Origin of the sequence: Cohnella massiliensis (genome assembly GCF_900169535.1) — a bacterium.
In the GTDB taxonomy this organism is placed as follows: domain Bacteria; phylum Bacillota; class Bacilli; order Paenibacillales; family Paenibacillaceae; genus Cohnella; species Cohnella algarum.
In genome coordinates this window covers 1-19723 of record NZ_LT821242.1, presented here as the reverse complement: position 1 = coordinate 19723, position 19723 = coordinate 1, and the positions used below count along the sequence as shown (strand labels likewise).

The following is a 19723-nucleotide window of genomic DNA, read 5'->3' as shown; positions in this document are numbered from 1 at the left end:
AATGAAAGGGAAGGAAGCCGCCATGGAGAAAAAACCGAAAATCGTCGTCGTCGGGGACGAGTTGTTGTCCCCCGAATTTCTGGCCGAAAGCTTTTCGTCTTTCGCAAGCGCCGGGTGGGAGGTCGTCCCGTTCCGGTTCGGCCCGCCCACGCTTCACGAGCTGGACGAGCTGCTGCTCGTGCTGGAGCGGGACGGCCCCGACGCCGTTCAGGCGCCCGAGGGGCTGGAGCCGCTGCTTGCCGACGCCGAGCTGCTCGTCGTTCATATGTGCCCGGTCGGCGCTTCTCTGCTCGAGCGCAACCCGCAGCTGCTCGCGGTCGGCGTGCTGCGCGGCGGCTACGAGAACGTCGATGCGGCGGCTGCCGAAGCGCTCGGCATTCCGGTTGTCCATACGCTCGGCCGCACGTCGGAGGCCGTCTCCGACTTTGCCGTCGGGCTGATGCTGGCGGAGATGCGCAACATCGCCCGGTGCCACGCGCAGATTCGCGCCGGCGGCTGGCCGAAGGAGTTCCCGAATTCCGGACGCATTCCGGAGATGAGGGAGCTTGCGGTCGGCATCGCCGGCTTCGGCGAGATCGGCCGGCTCGTCGCGAAGAAGCTGGGCGGCTTCGGCTGCCGCGTTCTCGCGCATGATCCATACGTGCCGGAAGCCGCGATCCGCGGAGCCGGCGCCGAGCCGGCGAGCTGGGAGGCGCTGCTCGCCGAGAGCGACGCGCTGACCTTGCATACGCGCCATTCCGCGGGCAGCCCGCCGCTGCTCGGCGCGGACGAACTGGCCCGGATGAAGCCGGGCGCGTATTTGGTCAATACGGCGCGGGCGGGGCTGGTCGACATGGAGGCGCTGGCCGCCGCGCTGCGGGACGGACGTCTCGCGGGCGCCGCGCTCGACGTTTTCGACGCGGAGCCTCTTCCGCCCGGGCATCCGCTGCTCGCCCTGGAAAACGTCACGTTGACGAGCCATATCGCCTTCGACACCGAGGCGTTCTACAAGCGTTCCCCCATCCTGTGGCGGGAAGGCATGAACCGGCTGCTGGCCGGCTCCGACCGGCGCGTCTGGATCAATCAGACGGCGCTTGCCGGCGAGCGGCTTGCGATGCTGGAGCGGCTCTGGATGCCGTCGGCGGCCGCGAAGTAAGGCCTCCGCAATCCGGTAAGCCGGCTCGCGGAGGAAGAAAGGGTTAGGCCGGGGCGCCCTTTGGGCTCCCGGCTAAGAAGGAGGGCGACGGCCGCGATGAAAAAGGTGGCGATCATAGGCAGCAGCGGCGGCAACCTCTTCCATTCGGGAGGAGGCGATCCGGCCCGCTTGCTCGGCGAGATCGCCGAACAATGCCGATCGGCGGACATCGCCGTCGAAGCCGCCCTGTTTATCGCCGCATCGGGCTCCATGGACTACCGGGGAGCGGCGTCGGCCAGGGCCGAGCTGTACGAATGGGACGGGGGCTCCCGGGCTTTCCGGCGGGCCATGGAGGGCAGCCTGGGCGAGGCGAACCGGCAGGCCGCGATCGCGGACGCGGAGATCGCCGGGCGCATCGAGGAGGGCCGAATCGACGGCCTGATCCTGATGAGCTGCGATCCCCTCGGCGTCAATCGCGCGTCCGTCGAGGCGGCGGTCCGGCGCAAGCTCCCGATCGTCGGGACCGGGGGCACCTCGATGGGCCGGATCAAAGCGATGGGCGCGAACGTCGTTTCATTGTCCGGCACGACCGGCACGACCAACCTGACCCGGGCGGTCTCGTTCGTCATCGCCTTGAGCCGCCATTGGAAGCTGCCTTATCGGATGGCGGGAACGAAGACGCTTGGGCAAGCCCGGATCAGCGGCGTGCTGTCCTCGGCGATGCCCGCCTTCATCGCCGTTCTGCTGCTGATGTCCGCCGCCAGGCTGCCGGCGCTGTCGGGCTTGGAGGAGGCGGCCGCGGCGCTGTCCGCGCTTCCCGGCGTCGTGCTTGCCATTTTCGCGGCCCGCCGGCTCTCGGATCTGGGGGAAGCGACGCTGATCGCGGGCGCCGTCTGCGGCTTGCTTTGCGTCAGCGCCGGCATTATCGGCGCCGCACTCGGAGGCTTGGCGGCGGGCTGGCTCGTGCCGCGGCTGTTTCAGCTCTTCGTGCGGAGCGGCTTTCCGGCGACGACGGTCAACATCGCCGCGGGCGCGCTGTCCGGACTGGCACCGGGGCTGCTGCTCTTCTTCGCCGCGGGGACGTATACGTCCGCCGCAGGCGACGCCGTCCGGCATGCGCTCGAATGGACCGTCGGGCTGAGCCCCGTTGCCGTCGGCGCCGTTTTCGGCCTCGCCATGTGGCCTCTCATCCTGAAAGGCTGGTACCATGTCGCGGTTTTGCCGCTTATTCTGATCGAGATGGAGCGTTACGGCAACAGCTTGATCGGAGCGCTCGATATGGCCGGGCTGGTGATGGTGTCCGCCGGCATCCTGCTGGCGCAGCTGGCGGTTCCGCCGAATCCCGGCGAGCGCCGCGTCGTGCTCAAGCCGCTGTGGCTGAACGTCGGCTTCGGCACCTTCATCGAGGCTTCCTACGTTTACATGCGCAAGAGCAGGGCGGTCTACGCCGGGGCGGTCGTCGCATCGGGACTGGCCGGGGCCGTCGTCGGCGGGCTGCATTTGCGGTCGACCGCCTACGTTCCGTCGTATCTGGCGGTACTCTTCAGCAACGATGCCGCAGGATTTCTCGTCGCCATGTTGACCGGGCTGCTGGCGGCTTTCATCGTAGGGATATGCGTCAATTGGGCAAGCAGAAGAACCGCTCCGGAATCCGGGCCGAGCAACCGCAAAGGGGACATGTAAGATGACGCTTAAATGGGACGGCCATACGCATACGCGATTCTGCTATCACGGCAATCCGGCCGAGCTGACCGAATACGTGGACCGGGCCGTCGCGCTCGGCTTCGAACGCTACTCGGTGACGGAGCATCCGCCGCTGCCCGACCGCTGGGTTCGCGACGAGAAGCTGATGGCGGAGCTGGCCATGCCGCCGGAAGAGCTTCCGGCGTATATCGAATACGCGCTGCGGACGAAAGACCGCTACGCGGGGAAAATCGAGCTCGCGGTCGGACTGGAGATGGACTATCTGGACGGCAGCGAAGCGTTCTCCGACCGGCTGCTGGAGCCGTATCTCGACGTTCTCGAGGACGCCGTCGTTTCCGTGCACTTTCTTCCCGGGCGGGATGGCATGCACTGCGTCGATTTCACGGCGGAGGACTTCCGCGCCAATCTGCTCAGCTACTACGGCACGATGGACAAGGCGGCGGAGGAATACTTCGATCACATCGAGAAATCGATCGCCTGGGCCGCCGGGCTGCCGATGCGCAAACGAATCGGCCACCCGCTGCTCATCGAGAAGTTTTCGCGCGAGCTGCCCCCGATCGACCCGGCGCTGATCCGCCGTCGGCTGGAGCGGATCGCCCGCCGGCTCGCCGAGTCCGGCGTCGGCGTCGACGTCAATACGGCGGGGCTGCGCGTCGCAACCTGCGGGAAGCCTTACGCTCCCGCCTGGTTCGTCCGCGAGTGCCTTGCCCGCGGCGTCGAGGTCGTCTACGGCTCGGATTCGCACAAGCCGGAGCAGGTCGGCTTCGGGTACGACTACTTCCGCCAGGTCATAGAGGGGGGCGCTTCGGATGAGGCTGACTGAAGCCGAACGACGGCTGCTGGACGGCATCGAGGGGGAGCGGCTGACCGATCTGCTGAAACGGCTGGTGCAGGCAAACAGCGAAAATCCGACGGGCACCGAGCGGGCCGTCGCGGAGATCGTCGCGGCGGAATTGGAAGCGGCGGGGCTGCGGGTCGAGCGGCAGCCGGTGGAGCGGGATCGCTTCAACGTGATCGCCGGGCTCGAGGGCAGCCGGCCGGAACGGCTGCTGTTCAACGGCCATATGGATACGGTGCCGGCCGGCGATCTCGGCCTGTGGACGGACGATCCGTGGGCGGCTGCCGTCCGGGACGGCAAGCTGTTCGGCCTCGGATCGGCGGACATGAAAGCAGGCGTGGCGGCGATGATCGAGGCCATCCGGGCGCTGAGCCTTAGCGGCGCTTCGTTCGAGCGGGGGCTGCTGTTTACGGCCGTCGTCGACGAGGAGGTCGGCTTCAAGGGGACGAAGGCGCTGCTGGCGGAGGGCAAGCTGGCGAATTGCGAGATGGCGTGCGTCTCGGAGCCGACCGGCCTGCGGATCGGCAACCGGCTGAAGGGCGCTCTGGAGTTTTCCGCCCGAACATCCGGGCGCAGCGCGCATACGGGCATCGCCTTCGCGGGCGACAACGCGATTTACAAGATGGGCAGGTATCTGGAGGAGCTTCGCAGGTATAACGACGCGCTGAAGGAGCGGGCGGACGACGCCGACCTGCGCTACCCGACCGTCAACGTCGGCAAGGTGTCCGGAGGCGTCGGCGTTACGCTCGTGCCCGACCGCTGCGAGCTGGAGTTCGACCGGCAGGTATTGCCGGGCGAGACGATGGAGGCGGCCGAGCGGGAAATCCGCGAGCTGACCGAAGCGTTCTCGCGGCGGGAAGGGGTAGACGTCGAGCTGATCCTGCGCCAGAAGTTCGACAACTGGTCGGTCGCGGATTCCGAGGCGGTCGTGCGCGGACTGGCCGGCGCGCTTCGCGACCTGCACGGAGCAGAGCCGGAATACGCCGGCTTCAACGGGTACGCGGAAGTCGAGCTGCTGGCCGCGGCGGGCATCCCGTCGGTGCTGTACGGTCCGGGCACGCTCGACACGGCTCACGCTCCGAACGAGTTCGTCCCGCTGGACGAAGCGCTGGCGGCCGCCAAGGCTTACGCCCTGTGGGCGTACCGTTTTATGACGGCGGCCGTCTGACCGTTTTCATTTTCGTCATACCGGAAAAGCTTGTTAGCCATAAGCGATTAGAAGAAAGCTTTTCAAAGGGCAAGCCCGCCGGCGCGCGGGTCCCTTTAGGCTTTCTTTTTTTGCGTTTTCATCCGGCAATCAACCATAAGGGAGAGATTCGAATTGAGCGATGCGAGAGCAAGGGAAGCCTCCCGCCGCAGGCAGACGGGAGAGACCGACGTATCGGTCGCGTTCAACCTGGACGGGGAGGGCGCCTGCGACATCGAATCCGGCGTTCCGTTTCTGGACCATATGCTGCACCTGTTCGCGGTTCACGGAAGGTTCGATCTGTCGGTTCGGGCGAACGGGGACACGGAGATCGACGACCATCATACGGTGGAGGACATTGCGATCGTGCTGGGCGGCTGCCTGCTGGAGGCGCTCGGCGACAAACGGGGCATTCGGCGCTATGGCAACGCGTTCGTTCCGATGGACGAGACGCTTGCCCAGGTCGTCGTCGACGTCAGCAACCGCCCGCATCTCGAATACCGCGCCGCCTATCCGTCCCGGGAAACGGGCCGCTTCCAGACGGAGCTCGTGCACGAATTTCTGGCGAAGCTGGCGGCCGAAGGGCGCATCGCGCTGCATGTCATCGTCCATTACGGGCGCAATACGCATCATATGATCGAGGCGGTGTTCAAGGCGCTCGGACGGGCGCTGAACGAAGCGGCAAGCCGCGAGCCGGGGCGGACGGACGTTCCTTCCACCAAAGGCTTGCTCTGACCAACGGGACAACAAGGGGGAACCTGCAATGCTGAACGGCAAAAAGCTGGTCTGGATTTTGGATGACGAATGGACCGATCATTCGGTGGAAAAAGCCATATACGAGGCTAACGGGTTCGAGGTCAAGGTGACGACCTCCGGGACGCTGGCCGAGGATACGGCGCTGTACGCGCCTCATGCGGACGGCGTCGTCGCGCAGGTCGGCTTCCCGTGCGGGGCGGAGCTGATCGGGCGGCTGAGCTGCTGCAAATCGATCGCCGTCTCGGGGGTCGGCTTTAACCACGTCGATCTGGAGGCGGCGACCCGGCAAGGCATCATCGTCGCGAACGTTCCGGATTATTGCCTTGAGGAGGTGTCGGATCATGCGGTGGCGCTGATGCTCGCCCTGTCCAAGCGGCTTGTTGCCTACCACAACCAGGTTCGCGCCGGGGACTGGGATCCGCTCGACACGCTGCCGATCTATCGGTTCAGGGATCGGACGGTCGGCCTGCTCGGCTTCGGACGCATCTCCCGCAGGGTGGCCGAGAAGCTGAAGGGCTTCGGCGTCAGGATCGTCGCGCATGACGCCTATGTGGAAAGCGGCGTTTTCGCCGCTTACGGCGTCGAACCGCTCTCGTTCGAGGAACTGCTGCAACGTTCGGACATTCTGAGCCTGCACGTGCCGCTGACGCCGGAGACGAAGGAACTGCTGACGTACAAGCGGATGAAGACGATGCCGCGGGGAGCGATTCTGGTGAACACGTGCCGCGGAGGCGTCGTGCGGGAGGCGGATTTGCGCAGGCTGCTGGTGGAGGGCCATCTGGCTGGAGCCGGTCTGGACGTGCTGACGGAGGAACCCCCGCGACCGAACCACCCGCTGATCGGGCTGGAGCAGACGCTGGTAACGCCGCATTCGTCCTACGTGTCCGTCGAATCGGTGCTAGAGTTGAAGCGGCGGACGTGCCAAATCGTCATCGAAGCGGCCGCGGGCAAGGAGCCGGCCAATTCGCTCAATCGTCCGGCATGAGAGTTTGCGGAGGAGAGGAGGCGGATCCAACGAGCCGGATCGAACGGGAGGTTTCCGGCAAGGATGGCTTAGCGTAGAGGTTGTTCAGGCGGAACGGCGGCGGAGACCGCCTTCCAACCCGCAGCTTCCGCAGTATGCGGCGCGGAACTGCGCCTGGCGCGCGAGCACGGCACGGTGGAGGTAGAGACGACCGAATTCACGCTGCTGAACGGGGATGCTCTACCCTTCCGGGGCGGAATTCGGCATGCTATGTCGGTGCCGGACTATTTTCCCGGTAATGACGGAGAAGTGATCGCGTACGAAGCGGTGGCGATCGTCGCTCCGGAAATCGTGCTGGCCGAAGAAGGCCAACTGACGTTCGAAGCGAAGATGATCACCCCAAAATTGACCATGTACCCGGTACCATACAAAATCAACAATCCTTCGAGGATTCAAAAGGTCGGCCCCTGAGCGGGGCCTTTTTGCTGCGATAAAGGCTCCCTTACCCGTTCCCGAAGCCGAAGCGCATGAAACTTCGCGGCGGGAGCGGGTCAGAAAGCCGAACCGGCCCCCGACGACTTGCCGGTTCTCGCGCACGCTCGGATGATTTTCATGATCTCTCCGGCCGTCCGGTACAGATTTGGCTCCGCTTCCCGCAGGCAGGTTTTCAGATCGGCAGGCCCGTTCACGATCGAGAAGCAGCCGTCAAACCGCTTGCGCAGCTCGCCAGACGGCTCGCCGATGCTTCCAGACAGGAGGAGGCACGGCACGCCGGCACGGTGGGCCGCTTCGGAAACAAAGCTCGGCAGCTTGCCCTGCAGCGTCTGCCCGTCGCTCCGCCCTTCGCCGGTGACGGCCCAGTCGGCGCCGCGCAGCTTCTCTTCCAGCCCGACCGCCTCCGCCACGATTTCGGCCCCGGACCGGACGGCGGCTCCGATCGCGCGCAGCGCGAAGCCGAGGCCGCCGGCCGCGCCGCTCCCGGGCTCGTTCCTGACCCGAACATCCAGCGCAAGTTCGACCGCATCCGCGTAGTTCGCCATGGCCGCGTCCAGCTTCGGCACGTCCTCGGGGCGAACCCCTTTCTGCGGGCCGAACACAGCGGTCGCACCGTTTGCGCCGGTCAGCGGATTCCGCACGTCGGATGCGGCTATCAGCTCGCACTCGGCAAGCCGCGGATCCAGCCCGGCGAAATCCGCGCTTCGGACGTTCTTAAGCTCGCCGCCGCACCCCCGAAGCGCCTTTCCTTCTGCGTCGCGAAAGGTTGCGCCAAGCGCCCCCAAAAAGCCCATCCCGCCGTCGTTGACCGCGCTCCCGCCGAGCCCGATCACGATCCGCCGCATGCCGGCATCCAGCGCGGCGAGCAGCGCTTCGCCGAGCCCGGCGGACGTGGCGCGAAGCGGATCCCGCCGCCGCTCCGGCACCATCGTGAGCCCGGCGGTATTCGCCGTCTCCAAGACGGCCGTCCGGCCGTCTCCGGCGATCGCCCACAACGCTTCCGCCCGTTCGCCCAAAGGTCCCGTCACGGTTGCGGGAACCAGGCGCCCGCCGGTGGCGGAAGCGATGGCGGCGACCGTGCCCTCGCCGCCATCGGCCATGGGAACGCTTACGACCTCCGCCCCGGGAAATTCGTCCGCGACCGCCCTGGCGACGATCCGGCAAATCTCCTCCGACGACAGGCTGCCTTTGTAAGAATCCGGAGCGACGACAATTTTCATGGCGATTTTCCACCTCGTGTTCGGATGTATCGTTACCGTTATATTACCATTCTTCGCCCTGTAGTAAGATATCCTCTTTGGCGCGTCTTCATATAGCGGGCGTAATTTTAAAGGCGCTTAAGGTGGATGCTCGCGGCAGAGACGCGCAAGTGATGTACCCCGTGCACCACATGGAGGAAATCCGGCGGCAAAGACGCCAAAGTGGTGTACCCCGTGTACCACATGGAGGAAATCCGGCGGCAAAGACGCCAAAGTGGTGTACCCCGTGCGCTACATGGAGGAAATCCGGCGGCAAAGACGCCAAAGTGGTGCACCCCGTGCGCTACATGGAGGAAATCCGGCGGCAAAGACGCCAAAGTGGTGTACCCCGTGCACTACATGGAGGAAATCCGGCGGCAAAGACGCCAAAGTGGTGTACCCCGTGCACTACATGGAGGAAATCCGGCGGCAGAGACGCCAAAGTGGTGTACCCTGTGCACTACATGGAGGAAATCCGGCGGCAAAGACGCAAAAGTAGTGCACCCCGTGCACTACTTGAGAGAGAACCTGACGATAGCCGGAGAATGAGGGTGTCCCAGAAGTCATCCTAAATGACTGAGGGGCGACCCTCTTTTTTATAATCGTCAAACTGGAGTTGTCAAAAAAAGTGCAGTTTGAAAACACCCTCATACAGAACTCCCGTTACTAAGCTGCTTGTGACAGCATTCTTTCGCGATAAATAGATGGAGGCCAGCCCCCTGGATTAGAGGTGTAGATCCGCCGTCTGTTGTAGTAAACCATGATATATCTGAAGATGATTGATTTAATATAGGCCATCGGATAGCGCTCCGTGTTGATCTTGTATAGCTTCTCTTTCTTTAGCGTAGCAAAAAAGCTTTCCATCCTTGCGTTATCATAGCAACGCCCCGTGCCGCTCATGCTTTGAATGGCGCCACGTCTAGCCAAACTCTCCCGGAAAGCATGGCTTGTGAATTGGCTGCCACGATCGCTGTGATAAATCATTCCGCGAGCATTTCTTGTTTTACAGGCGTTCTCAAAGGCTTGGATGCAGAGCTCTTTGCGCATGTTGTCGTCCATGGCGAGACCCACAATCTCTCCGTTGAAACAATCCAGTACAGCGGACAGATAGAGCTTGCCGTCTGAACAAGGGACTTCGGTGATATCCGATAACCACTTTTGGTTGGGGGCTGAGGCTCTGAAGTCTCCCTGGATCAGGTTCTCGCTCTTTTGAGCTGCGGCATCCTCGCGTGTAATGCCATTTGGATGACGCTTGGCTTTCTTCAGCAGGCCGTGTTTCTTCATGATTCGATAGACGGTGCTGTAGCTGGTCTTGATATCTATTTGTGACAGCGCCAGTAGAATACGCTGGACACCGTAATTGCTGTTGTCTTCATGTTCTCCGATGATTTCTTTGATATTGACCAGAAGGCGTTGCTGCCGCTCCTGTTTGGGAGTGGGCTTCAGGCTACGATAAAAGCCCGATTCGCTGATAGCAAGTACATCGCACATCTTCTTGACGGTCCATCGATCCCGTCGTTCGCGGATGTAAGCATAGAGCTGGCATGCCTTTACCGCTTCCGGTCTTTTGCGAAAAAACCGAGTGCGTCCTTGAGAATTTCATTCGCGCGGCGCAACTCGCCTATTTCTCTTTCTAATTCGATTTCACGCGCAGTTTTATCGGCAGATGCATAAGCCCGTCCGCTCCCGATATGCGCTCCGTCGCCGTGCAAGGTTCTTTGCTTTCTCCACCCCTGCAAGGTATAGTAGGCAACCCCTAATTGCTCGGCGGCGTTCTTTGTTCCGATCTCATCGCTCAGCCTTACTGCTTCTTCTTTGAATGCTTTGTCGTACCGATTCATTGTCCCTCGTCCCCTCGTCAGCTTTCATTTTATTTCATACGAGGGTGTTTTTCGACTGCATTTTTATCGTAGCACTCCAAACAAAAAGAAACCACTCTCTGGTAAAATGGAGGTACCACCCAACCATAAACCAAAAGGAGACGGTTTCTTTGTACATTCAATATACCATGGATCAACTCTGTTTACCAATGGATTTAGAAGAGGACATTCCCGCCAATCACCTCGTTCGCGTGGTCAACGCCGCCGTCAATCGTCTCGACGACGCCATCTTCGACGCGGCTTACCCCGGAGGCGGACGAGACAGCTACCATCCTAAAATGCTCACTAAAGTCATCATTTACGCCTACACGCAGCGCATCTACTCCTCTCGTCAAATCGCCAAAGCTGTCCGCGAAAACATCATGTTCATGTGGATCGCAGGCAGACAACGGCCGGACTTTCGCACCATCAACCGGTTTCGTTCGGAGCGGATGAAAACGGTTCTGGAGACGGTGTTTACCGCCGTTCTTCAGTTTCTGGCTGAGGAGAACTACGTGCAGCTCGAGCATTACTTTGTGGACGGCACGAAGATCGAAGCGAATGCCAACCGGTACACCTTTGTTTGGGGAAAAGCGGTCGTGAAGCATAAAGCCAAGCTCCAAGAGAAAGTGCAGACCTTATTTGCCGCTATAGAGGAAGCCGAGAAGCAAGATGAAGGAACGCACGACGGCAAGGATCTTCTCGAGCTGGGCGAGTCCTCTTCCATCACCGGCGAAAAGCTGGAGCAAGCTGTCAAACAATTGGAGGAGCGTCTGCAGGAGAAACCAAAGGACAAGCCGCTGAAGAAGGCAGTGCGCACGCTCCGCAAGGACTTGCTTCCTCGCCTTCAAAAGTATGAGACGCAGGAAGCGATTTTAGGCACGAGAAACAGCTACAGCAAAACAGACCCTGACGCCACGTTTATGCGGATGAAAGAAGACCACATGCGAAACGGCCAACTGAAGCCAGGCTACAATGTTCAGATCGGCACTGAAAATCAATTCATTGTCGGTTACAGTCTGCACCAGCGGCCGACCGATACGCGCTGTCTCATCCCGCATCTGGAGAAGATAAAATCGCAGCTCGGCAAGCTGCCAAGCACCGTTATCGCCGATGCGGGCTATGGCGGTGAAGAAAATTACGACTACTTGGAGCAAAATGAAGTCGAAGCCATTGTGAAGTACAGCACATATCACCGCGAAAAGAGCAAGGCATGGCAAAAGGACATCAGCAAGATCGACAACTGGACTTATAACAGCGAACAAGATACATGGACATGTGCGGCCGGACAAACGCTCCATTTCCGCCGAGTGAGCCAGGAGAAAACGGAAAGTGGGTATGAAATCGAATATCGACATTACCGAAGCGCTGGCTGTGAGGACTGTCCGCTAAAGCCGCAGTGTACAAAAGCCCAAGGTGATCGCGAGATCAGAGTGAGCATGAAGTATTGGCGGCTAAAGAAACAGGCCAGGGAAAAGCTCCGCAGTGAAGAAGGGTATGCCCTGGCCGTAAGGCGCATGATCGAGCCGGAACCTGTGTTTGGCGATATGAAAAACAACCGAGGCTTTAAAAGGTTCCTGCTTCGAGGCTTACCCAAAGTAAGTCTGGAGGTCGGGTGGCTTTCGCTTGCCCACAATCTGCTCAAGAAAGCAGCGGTGGACGCCAAAAACGAAGGAGCTAAGCGACAACAGGCCGCTTAGCTCCTTCGTTTATTCCGAATGCCATCCTATTTTGCTACTAAAGGTGTCCCAGAGTTTACTTTTGGGACAGCCTCTATTGCGCGCCGCTAAATCGAACGAAGCCGGGCAAGACGGCGCTAATGGAAGGGGTTCGCCGTCCGCCGTCCGCCGTCGGTATCGTTCGCCAAGCCCGCATCCCCCGCACCCGGAGATATTCGGCTGTCTCGCCCTTCGCGCGAACGCATCGGTTTCTCCCGTCTTTCAATCACAGCGACTCCTTGATCACCCGTTTCGAATAGAGAACGGACAACAGCCCGAACACGGAGTAGAGCGCCGTATACAAGAGCATGACCAGAACCATCGGCGCCCACAGCTCGGTACCGAAGAAGAACCAGCCGGATTTGACGGCGAAATAGCTGTGGGCCAAGCCGACCGCGAGCGGAATGCCGAAGTTGAACAGCTGCTTGATCCGGATGCCGCCCAGCAGATCTTGCCGGGTAAAGCCGAGCTTGCGCAAGATCGTATAGCTCGGACGCTCCTCTTCGCTTTCGTCCATTTGCTTGAAGTACAGGATGCAGCCGGACGTTATCAGGAACGTCAATCCGAGGAAGCCGACGATAAACATCATGAGGCCCATGCTGCTTTTCTGGTTCGCGGCCAGATCCGGCTGCGATTCCCGGTAAGAATCGCCGGAACCGTCCAGACGGTGGAACGCCTCGTTGGCCCTGCCCAGCTCGGCAGAGTCGACGATGTCGATACCGAGATACGTCGAGTATTGCAATTGCAGCTCCGGTTTCGGATCGGCCGCCAGACGCTCGTAAACCGCATGATCGACGACCGCCGTCGGCATGCTGGCCGTAAAATATATCGACAGGACGGGGTCTTTTCGCAATCCGTCGATGTCCAGCTCGAACGTCTCCGAATTCCCTTGTATGCCAATCGTTCCGGAGCTTTTTAACGACAAGAACTGCATCATGGCGTCGTTGTAGCCCGCGAGCAGCACCTTGTCCGGCTCGACGTCGAGTCCCGGCAAGGAACGTTCGCTGACGACCGGGAACACGGCCGTTTCGTCCTGCTGCCCCGTCAGGAAGCTCGAGCCGATCAGGTCGGCCGCGTTCGTTTCGGCGATGACCGCGTCCCGGCGAACTTCCTCATATTCGATGCCGGCTTCCGCCAGAGCCGCGGCAAATTCGGCGAACCCGGCTTCATCCAGGATGGCGAAGTGGTTCGGAACGCTTTGCCGGGCCGATTTTTCCGCCGAATAATACGAGATATAGCTGAGCGAGAGCAGCCCGATCGCGAGCGCCGATACCGTCGTAATGACGGTAAGCAGCAGCGCGTTGGATTTCATCCGGAACATGATCGACGACAGCGACAGCACGCCTTTGACGGATAGGTACCCGCCTTTGCTTTTGCGGATCAGGTTGAAAACGAAGCTGACCGAGCCTTTATACAGCAAATACGTGCCGACGATGACCGACCCCAGAATGGAGACCATGGCCAAATACAGCTCGGTCAACGTGACGAAATCGCCGCCGAACAGCTTGGTCGATACGTAGTATCCCGCCCCGATCGCCCCGATGCCGAGCAGGCCGATCAGAATCTCGAAGAAGGACAGCTTTTTCACCCGGGTCTGGGCGGTCGAAACGACGCGGAAGAGCGACAGAATGCTTTGCCGCGCGATAAACATGAAATTCATGACCATGATCAAAACATAGATGGCCGTAAACACGGCGACGGTCTGAATGAGCGCGTCGGTCGAGAAGTTCAGCTTGGCCTCGGCCTCCGCGCCGACGATTTTGAACAGGATCATCAGGATGAGACGCGAAATGGAAAAGCCGAACAAAATGCCGAGCAGCAGGGAGCCGTAATAGATGATCCCGTTTTCGCTGCTTAAAATCCGGAAAATTTTCCCTTTCGTCAGCCCGATCAATTGGAACAAGCCGATTTCCTTGCTGCGCCGCTTGATGAAAATATTGTTGGCGTAAAGCACGAAGACGGTGACGATCGCCACGAGCAGCACCGAGGCCGCCCGAAGGGCCGCGCCTCCTTTGACCGATCCCTCGTACGGGTCCAGCGCCGGATCGAACAGAAGGGTAACGAACGAGAAATACAGCATGACGCTGAAGATCAGGGCGAAGACGTACAAATAATAATTTTTCAGATTTTTTTTCAAATTGCGCCAGATCAATCCGTAGAGGCTCATTCCTGCACACCGCCCAACACGCCTTGCGTCCTCATAATGCCGTTAAAGAAGTCCTGCCGGGTTTCCTCTCCTTTGATCAGCTGCGTGTAGATTTGTCCGTCTTTTATGAAAACGACCCTGCTGCAAAAGCTGGCGGCTACGGGATCGTGCGTGACCATGACGATGGTCGACTGAATTTTCCGGTTCAGCTCGCTCAATTTGTTCAACAGGTCGGAAGCCGATTTCGAATCGAGCGCCCCCGTCGGCTCGTCCGCGAAAATGATGCCGGGGTCGTGAATGAAGGCGCGGGCGGCCGACGTGCGCTGCTTCTGGCCGCCGGATATTTCGTTCGGATATTTGTCCTTCAGCTCGAAGATGCCGAGATCCGTCGCGATCCGCTGGAATTTGGCGTCGGCTTCTTTTTTCGGAACGTTCTGGATCGACAGCGGCAGCAGCACGTTTTCTTTGACCGTGAGCGTGTCGAGCAGATTGTAATCCTGAAAAATAAAGCCCAAGTGCCGTTTCCGGAACTCGGCAAGCTCCTTCTCTTTCATTTCCGTAAACGTTTTGCCTTCGATCTTGATGCTGCCGAGACTGACCTTGTCGATGGAGGACAGCACGTTCAGCAGCGTCGTCTTGCCCGAGCCGGACGGGCCCATGATGCCGACGAATTCGCCTTTGTCCACCTGCAGGTCGATGCCCTTCAGCACCTCCTGGCGGTTGAATTTGTTGCCGTAGCTTTTATAAATTTTGCTTGCTTCCAATATGGCGTTCACAAAAGATCACTCCTGTCTGTTATGCCTTTATCATAACCGGATCTCCTCCCCGTTTCCTTCGAATCGCCGAACAAATAACGAAAGCATGTGACATTATCGTCACATGCCCGTTACCCTTGCGAAATCGTTCTGGCGCGGGAACGTCAGCGTGAACGTCGTTCCCGCGCCGGGCGCCGACTCCGCCTCGATGCGGATCTGCAGGGCGTCGGCGGCCTTGCGGGCCAGATAGAGCCCCATCCCGGTCGAGGCGGCGTCCTGGTGCAGAGACGTCGACGTAAACCCTTTGTCGAAAATGCGGGGCATATCCTTCGCGTCGATGCCGCGCCCGAAATCGCGGACGCGAAGGCGGACGCGGCCGTCCTCCCGTTCGCTTTCGACGATAATGTCGGACGCTTCGCTGTACTTGACGGCGTTCGTCAGAAGCTGCCGGAGGATGAAGCCCAGCCATTTGGCATCCGTGAGCGCTTCGGCAGCCGGCAGGGACACGTCGAAGCCGATTCCTTTTTGCATGCACCAGGATTTCAGCATCCGGATTTCCTGATGGACGACCGGGGCAAGTTCGGTCCGTTCGATAAACAAATCGTTTTCCATGAACGGAATCCGCTCCCGGTGAAGCTGCTGGTCCAGCAGCAAATGGATGCGGAGCCATTCGTACATGAGCCGGGACTTCGCCTTTTCGTCGTCGAGACGGTCGACGATCAGCTGCATCGCGGTTAGCGGCGTTTTCACTTCGTGGATCCAGGACAGCAGGTCGTCCTTTTCCTCTTCATGCTCGATTTGACGCATCGACGAGTCGCGCTTGTATCGCTCGCTCTGTTCCATCAGCTTGTCCAGCGTCATGCGCTCGAACGGGCCGGCGGGTTCCGCCAGGTCGCCCGGATCGCACGTGTCGTCCCAGGCGTCCAGACTTTTGTAAAACCGCGTCTCCCTGTGATAACGCGCGAACAGAAATCCCGCGAACAGAAGGGATGACAGCAGGATGACGTAGAGCAGCGACGCGATCGGGACCGAGGGGTCGAGAACCGCGACGAACAGAACAAGCAGCTGGAGCGCAACGAACATGGCGATCCAACTGCGGCGCTCCCGGATAAATATCCCGATCATGGGGCGTCCGCCTCTTCCGTGGCCATGTAGCCCTGGCCGACTTTCGTTTCGATGTGAGCGGCCAGGCCGATCGCCTCGAGCTTTTTGCGCAGCCGGTTGACGTTGACGGTCAGCGTATTGTCGCTGACGAATTGCTCGTTGTCCCACAAGCTCCTCATCAGTTCTTCCCGGTCGACGATCTTGTTTTTGCGTTCGACGAGCGTTTTTAAAATGAGCATTTCGTTTTTCGTCAGCTCGACCGCGCCCTCGCCGTTCGTTACGGTATTGCGGACGTACTCGACCGCGGCGCCCCGCCAGGTTCGAAGCTCGACCCGATCGGTGCCGTAATCGTAAACGCGCCGCAGCGTGGCCTGGATTTTGGCGATCAGCACGTCGAAATGGAACGGCTTCTGCACGAAGTCGTCCGCGCCGAGCTGCATGGACATCACCATGTCGGTCGGGTGATCCCGCGAGGACAGGAAGATGATCGGCACGTTGGAATGGGAGCGGATCATCCGGCACCAATGGAAGCCGTCGAATTTCGGCAGCTGGATATCGATAATGACCAGATGGGGCTGGATTGCGGTAAACTCCTGCAGCACCTTGCCGAAATCCTCGACGCCGAAAACGTCGTAGGACCATTGCGTAAGCCGCTCCTTCACTTCCCGGAACAGCGTCAGGTCGTCTTCGATCAGCATGATTTTGAACAAAGGGGGTCACCCCGCATGATGGTTTTTGGCATGTTCAGTGTATCGGAAAAGTCCGGCCCGCGCCAGAAGCCGAAAAAGCAAGAAGGCTGAGGAACATTGCCCGGGGGATCGGACGAGGCGCGGAAATTCCGGGACGGCGTGAACCCGGGGCGCTTTACGATTGTCTATAATGGTAAGGGGGGTGGGCGACATAGGCGACGATTACGTGAAATACCTGAAGCAAGCTAACGCGGAGTGGCTGGAGGAAACGATGGCCGCCTACGGACAAGACGTATGGAATTTCGCATTCCTGATTACGAAAAACAGGGCGATGGCGGACGATGTCGCGCAGGAAACGTTTCTTCGCGCATACCGTCAAGTGCACGAGTTCCGGGGAGAATCGTCCGTGAAAACCTGGTTGCTGAAAATTACGCGAAACATCAGCCTGAATCACCGCAATGCCGCCTTTATCCGCAAAGTGCTGCTGGTGGACTTGATCGCCCGGAAAGGGAGCGAGCGTTCGGCGGAGCAGACGTTTATGGAGCGCGAAGTCGTGAATGCCGTTTGGGCATGTTTGTTCAAACTGCCCGACAAGCATCGCGAAGCGCTTCTGCTGCACGTCAAGCACCAGATGCCGCTGCACGAAATCGCCCATGTCCTCGGCATTCCGGAAGGGACGGTCAAATCCCGGCTTTTCTCGGCAAGAAAAAAACTATCCAAGATGCTCAAGGAGGAATCGGTTTATGAACCGGTCTGATCCGGAGTGGTACGAAGATCTGAAGAAGGAGCCGTTCAGAACCGGCATGTTCACCGAGCGGATCGCCGGGCGGATTCGGGAAGATGCGCATCGGATCCGCGCGAAGGGGAGCCTCGAATCGAAACGTAAGTTTGCGTCGGGGGGAGCGGTTCTTGCAGCGATGGCGGGAGTCGTGCTGATCGCGGTCGCCTTGCTGGCGAATGACCGTTGGATAAGCGATCGGGCGGATCGCGAAACGCTGCTGTCCCCGGCGGAGTCTTCGGTCGATCATCCGAGCGTTCAAACGGGGATGCCGGACGAGCTCGGCCCCCCTGTCGTCGAGGTTCTTCGCACCGTTCGCACGGAGGAAAAAGCCATCGTTTTCAAAAGGGAAACGTACGCTTACAAGGAGCATCGATCGGTCCGGCTGGTCGCGGACTTCTACGAGGGTGGAGAAAAAGAAACGGATGCCGACAAGCCCCAAGGGAGCGTTGCCTTCTCCGTCTTGTTCGAGAACGGAGAGGCGCCCGAAGAACGGATTTTTTCGGGGAACTTTGGCAAGGGGGGCCAGCTCGTATCCGTCGGCATGCTGTTCGATCCCCAAATCTCGAGGGTGCGTGCGGTCGAATGGGAAACGGGCGCCGTACATGACGCGGAGATTGCGGCAGGAGCGGACGGCAACCGATACTGGTCCGTGTTCGTTCCGTATTCGCGCCAGGGGTACAGGCTCGAGGGGCTGAACGACCGGAGCGAGGTCGTCGCCGACGCGGCGGAGTTCGAGTGAAGCGATGAGCAGGCTTGCGTGCAAAGTTCGCGAAACGCAAAAGAGCCGTCAGGTCGGAAATTCATTCCTGAAGGTTCTTTTTTTGGGGGAAGTTCCCGGGCATGCCCGGGAACCGGCGCGTTGGGAAGCCTATGCTGGATTTTAGCGCCGCGAGCCTCAGGCGCCGGCCGGCTCCGACGCTAGGGCACGAGCAGCACGACCTTGCCGGGGCCGCGGCGGGATTCGACCTCGCGATGGGCGCTGGCCGCCTGCGCGAGCGGAAGCGTCTTCCGGACGTGAAGGCGAAGCTTGCCCTTTGCATAGAGATCGACGAGCTCGGCGAGCCGGGCGGCGGAGCGCTGGCTGGTCATCCAGCGGATGCCAAGCTCCCGATAGGATTCGAAAGCGTAAATCGTGCCGATGCGGTTCTTGTCCTTGACCAGCTCCGCCGCGGCCATAAGCCCGGCGCTGCCCAGAGGAACTCTACTAATGTCTAAACGGTTACAAGCATAAGTCGACCTGTGGATGCCGGACTAAACATATGCCGGGCCGAACATTGACGAAAGCGAACGTTGCTTCGAGTTGGAGTCGATATTGCCTAGATACGAAGGCTGTAGCCACCTATCAAAAGATGGCCGATATCTCGATTTTATTGAGGATAGTCACCAACAATTGTTCTTCAATGCGGGCATGACTAAGCAGATCGACATGTGTACTAAAATTTTGGATGCTCGATTCATCATAGAATTTTGATAGTGACCACCCTTTTTTTATTCGGGTAATAGAGTATTGACAATTATTATATATAAACTCAATTTCTCTCCCTTGTACAAGATCTCTTTCAAGATCCTGGATTGTATAGCTCATAGTCTGATCCCTACCTTTACTTTTAATTACCAATTATAAGCACCTTTCCATAAAAGGAAAGGTGCTTATGGCTCCTAATAAGCCGGTCCCCGATACGGAGAGCCACCTTCTGGCCAGTTCCAATTATGACGATGGGGAACTTTGGGATGTTCTTTAGGATTGCCATGATCGGTATAATCAATATCCACTTCGGCTTTGCCTCCTGCACCATAATATCTTCGTTGAATAACTTTCCCGTCTTTCACTAAGTCCTTCGAAGTAAAATTACCTTCTCCTTGAATCGGAAGGCTGCTTTCTTCTGTTTCTTCGCTATGCCCGAGAGGTGAAGGATCCCCATCATTTTTGGCTTTTTCGTACAGCATGATAACTGGAATAATTGATGCAGTAACCTTCTTTGGAGATACAATAGCAAACGTAGCGGAGGCAAACAGAAGTAATGCAAAGACTCCTAAAACCATTTTTCTCATAAGTCTCACAACTCCTCCCATGTGTAATACAAACAATTTTAGTTAAATTTTTTCCAAAAAAATAATAAAAAGTATCTAATTTCCATAAGTAAATTTTACTTATTTTTCGTTTTTTATGTCTGACATTGTTGTGATATGTCTAATTTTGGTTTTTATCGTAACACTATTAAAATTCAATGATCTTTCGATGGTGTTATTGTTACTGCCAACGCATAATGCCCGCCAGTTGACGGTGTAAGTTGTCCTGCTGGTGATGGTCAATCTGTCCCCTGATGTTTAAGGAAAAGGGAGAATCACGATAATTCTCCCTGGATGACACGCTTG

General features: G+C 59.0%; 19 protein-coding genes. 10 read left to right on the top strand and 9 right to left on the bottom strand.

The annotated features are described in order from the left end of the window. Positions 1-22 precede the first annotated feature (22 nt). From B7E11_RS00525 to B7E11_RS00495, 7 genes are all read left to right on the top strand, one after another. Positions 23-1135 (top strand): 2-hydroxyacid dehydrogenase, encoded by a 1113-nt coding sequence (locus B7E11_RS00525; RefSeq protein ID WP_080831705.1) that lies wholly within the window; start codon positions 23-25, stop codon positions 1133-1135. Between the two features lie 96 nt (positions 1136-1231). Then, positions 1232-2797 (top strand): hypothetical protein, encoded by a 1566-nt coding sequence (locus tag B7E11_RS00520; RefSeq protein ID WP_080831704.1) that lies wholly within the window; start codon positions 1232-1234, stop codon positions 2795-2797. 1 nt (position 2798) lies between these two features. Beyond that, positions 2799-3641, top strand: a complete 843-nt coding sequence (hisJ, locus tag B7E11_RS00515; RefSeq protein ID WP_080831703.1) for a histidinol-phosphatase HisJ — start codon at positions 2799-2801, stop codon at positions 3639-3641. Next, positions 3628-4824, top strand: a complete 1197-nt coding sequence (locus tag B7E11_RS00510) for a M20 family metallopeptidase (protein WP_080831702.1) — start codon at positions 3628-3630, stop codon at positions 4822-4824. Before hisJ ends, B7E11_RS00510 begins: the two co-directional genes overlap by 14 nt. Before the next feature lie 153 nt (positions 4825-4977). After that, the gene (gene hisB, locus B7E11_RS00505; protein WP_080831701.1) at positions 4978-5577 is read left to right on the top strand and encodes an imidazoleglycerol-phosphate dehydratase HisB; all 600 of its coding nucleotides are present in this window, start codon (positions 4978-4980) and stop codon (positions 5575-5577) included. A 28-nt stretch (positions 5578-5605) separates the two neighbouring features. Continuing rightward, positions 5606-6583 (top strand): C-terminal binding protein, encoded by a 978-nt coding sequence (locus B7E11_RS00500; protein WP_080831700.1) that lies wholly within the window; start codon positions 5606-5608, stop codon positions 6581-6583. Between the two features lie 174 nt (positions 6584-6757). Beyond that, entirely contained in the window at positions 6758-7033 is a 276-nt protein-coding gene (locus B7E11_RS00495) for a hypothetical protein (protein WP_139787020.1), read from the top strand. 80 nt (positions 7034-7113) lie between these two features. Here B7E11_RS00495 and B7E11_RS00490 read toward each other — a convergent pair whose 3' ends face one another. From B7E11_RS00490 to B7E11_RS00480, 3 genes are all read right to left on the bottom strand, one after another. Next, complete coding sequence (locus tag B7E11_RS00490) at positions 7114-8277, bottom strand: glycerate kinase (protein WP_080831698.1); 1164 nt, start codon at positions 8275-8277, stop codon at positions 7114-7116. 684 nt (positions 8278-8961) lie between these two features. Beyond that, positions 8962-9822, bottom strand: coding sequence for an IS3 family transposase (locus B7E11_RS00485; protein ID WP_139787019.1), 861 nt, complete (start codon positions 9820-9822; stop codon positions 8962-8964). A gap of 23 nt (positions 9823-9845) precedes the next feature. Continuing rightward, positions 9846-10136, bottom strand: coding sequence for a transposase (locus B7E11_RS00480; protein WP_080831696.1), 291 nt, complete (start codon positions 10134-10136; stop codon positions 9846-9848). A 149-nt stretch (positions 10137-10285) separates the two neighbouring features. Between B7E11_RS00480 and B7E11_RS00475 the strand changes: the two genes are divergently transcribed. Next, positions 10286-11854, top strand: a complete 1569-nt coding sequence (locus tag B7E11_RS00475) for an IS1182 family transposase (protein ID WP_080831695.1) — start codon at positions 10286-10288, stop codon at positions 11852-11854. A gap of 244 nt (positions 11855-12098) precedes the next feature. On the opposite strand, the gene B7E11_RS00470 is transcribed toward B7E11_RS00475, so the two are convergent. The 4 genes from B7E11_RS00470 to B7E11_RS00455 all read right to left on the bottom strand — a co-directional run bounded on the left by B7E11_RS00470 (position 12099) and on the right by B7E11_RS00455 (position 16587). After that, positions 12099-14039 carry an ABC transporter permease gene (locus B7E11_RS00470; protein ID WP_080831694.1) on the bottom strand — a complete coding sequence of 647 codons (1941 nt, stop codon included), beginning with the start codon at positions 14037-14039 and terminating at the stop codon, positions 12099-12101. Continuing rightward, positions 14036-14794 (bottom strand): ABC transporter ATP-binding protein, encoded by a 759-nt coding sequence (locus B7E11_RS00465; protein ID WP_080831693.1) that lies wholly within the window; start codon positions 14792-14794, stop codon positions 14036-14038. Before B7E11_RS00465 ends, B7E11_RS00470 begins: the two co-directional genes overlap by 4 nt. A gap of 99 nt (positions 14795-14893) precedes the next feature. Next, positions 14894-15898 (bottom strand): sensor histidine kinase, encoded by a 1005-nt coding sequence (locus B7E11_RS00460; RefSeq protein WP_080831692.1) that lies wholly within the window; start codon positions 15896-15898, stop codon positions 14894-14896. Beyond that, the gene (locus tag B7E11_RS00455) at positions 15895-16587 is read right to left on the bottom strand and encodes a response regulator transcription factor (protein WP_080831691.1); all 693 of its coding nucleotides are present in this window, start codon (positions 16585-16587) and stop codon (positions 15895-15897) included. The genes B7E11_RS00460 and B7E11_RS00455 overlap by 4 nt, the downstream gene beginning before the upstream one ends. Before the next feature lie 205 nt (positions 16588-16792). Here B7E11_RS00455 and B7E11_RS00450 point away from each other — a divergent pair, with 205 nt between their 5' ends. Then, positions 16793-17323, top strand: coding sequence for an RNA polymerase sigma factor (locus B7E11_RS00450; RefSeq protein ID WP_245809586.1), 531 nt, complete (start codon positions 16793-16795; stop codon positions 17321-17323). Next, the gene (locus B7E11_RS00445; RefSeq protein WP_080831689.1) at positions 17310-18086 is read left to right on the top strand and encodes a hypothetical protein; all 777 of its coding nucleotides are present in this window, start codon (positions 17310-17312) and stop codon (positions 18084-18086) included. Before B7E11_RS00450 ends, B7E11_RS00445 begins: the two co-directional genes overlap by 14 nt. 179 nt (positions 18087-18265) lie before the next feature. Here the strand turns inward: B7E11_RS00445 and B7E11_RS00440 are convergent, their stop codons facing one another. After that, complete coding sequence (locus B7E11_RS00440) at positions 18266-18523, bottom strand: zinc-binding dehydrogenase (RefSeq protein ID WP_080831688.1); 258 nt, start codon at positions 18521-18523, stop codon at positions 18266-18268. A 483-nt stretch (positions 18524-19006) separates the two neighbouring features. Beyond that, entirely contained in the window at positions 19007-19399 is a 393-nt protein-coding gene (locus tag B7E11_RS28635) for a hypothetical protein (RefSeq protein WP_139787018.1), read from the bottom strand. Between the last annotated feature and the right edge of the window lie 324 nt (positions 19400-19723).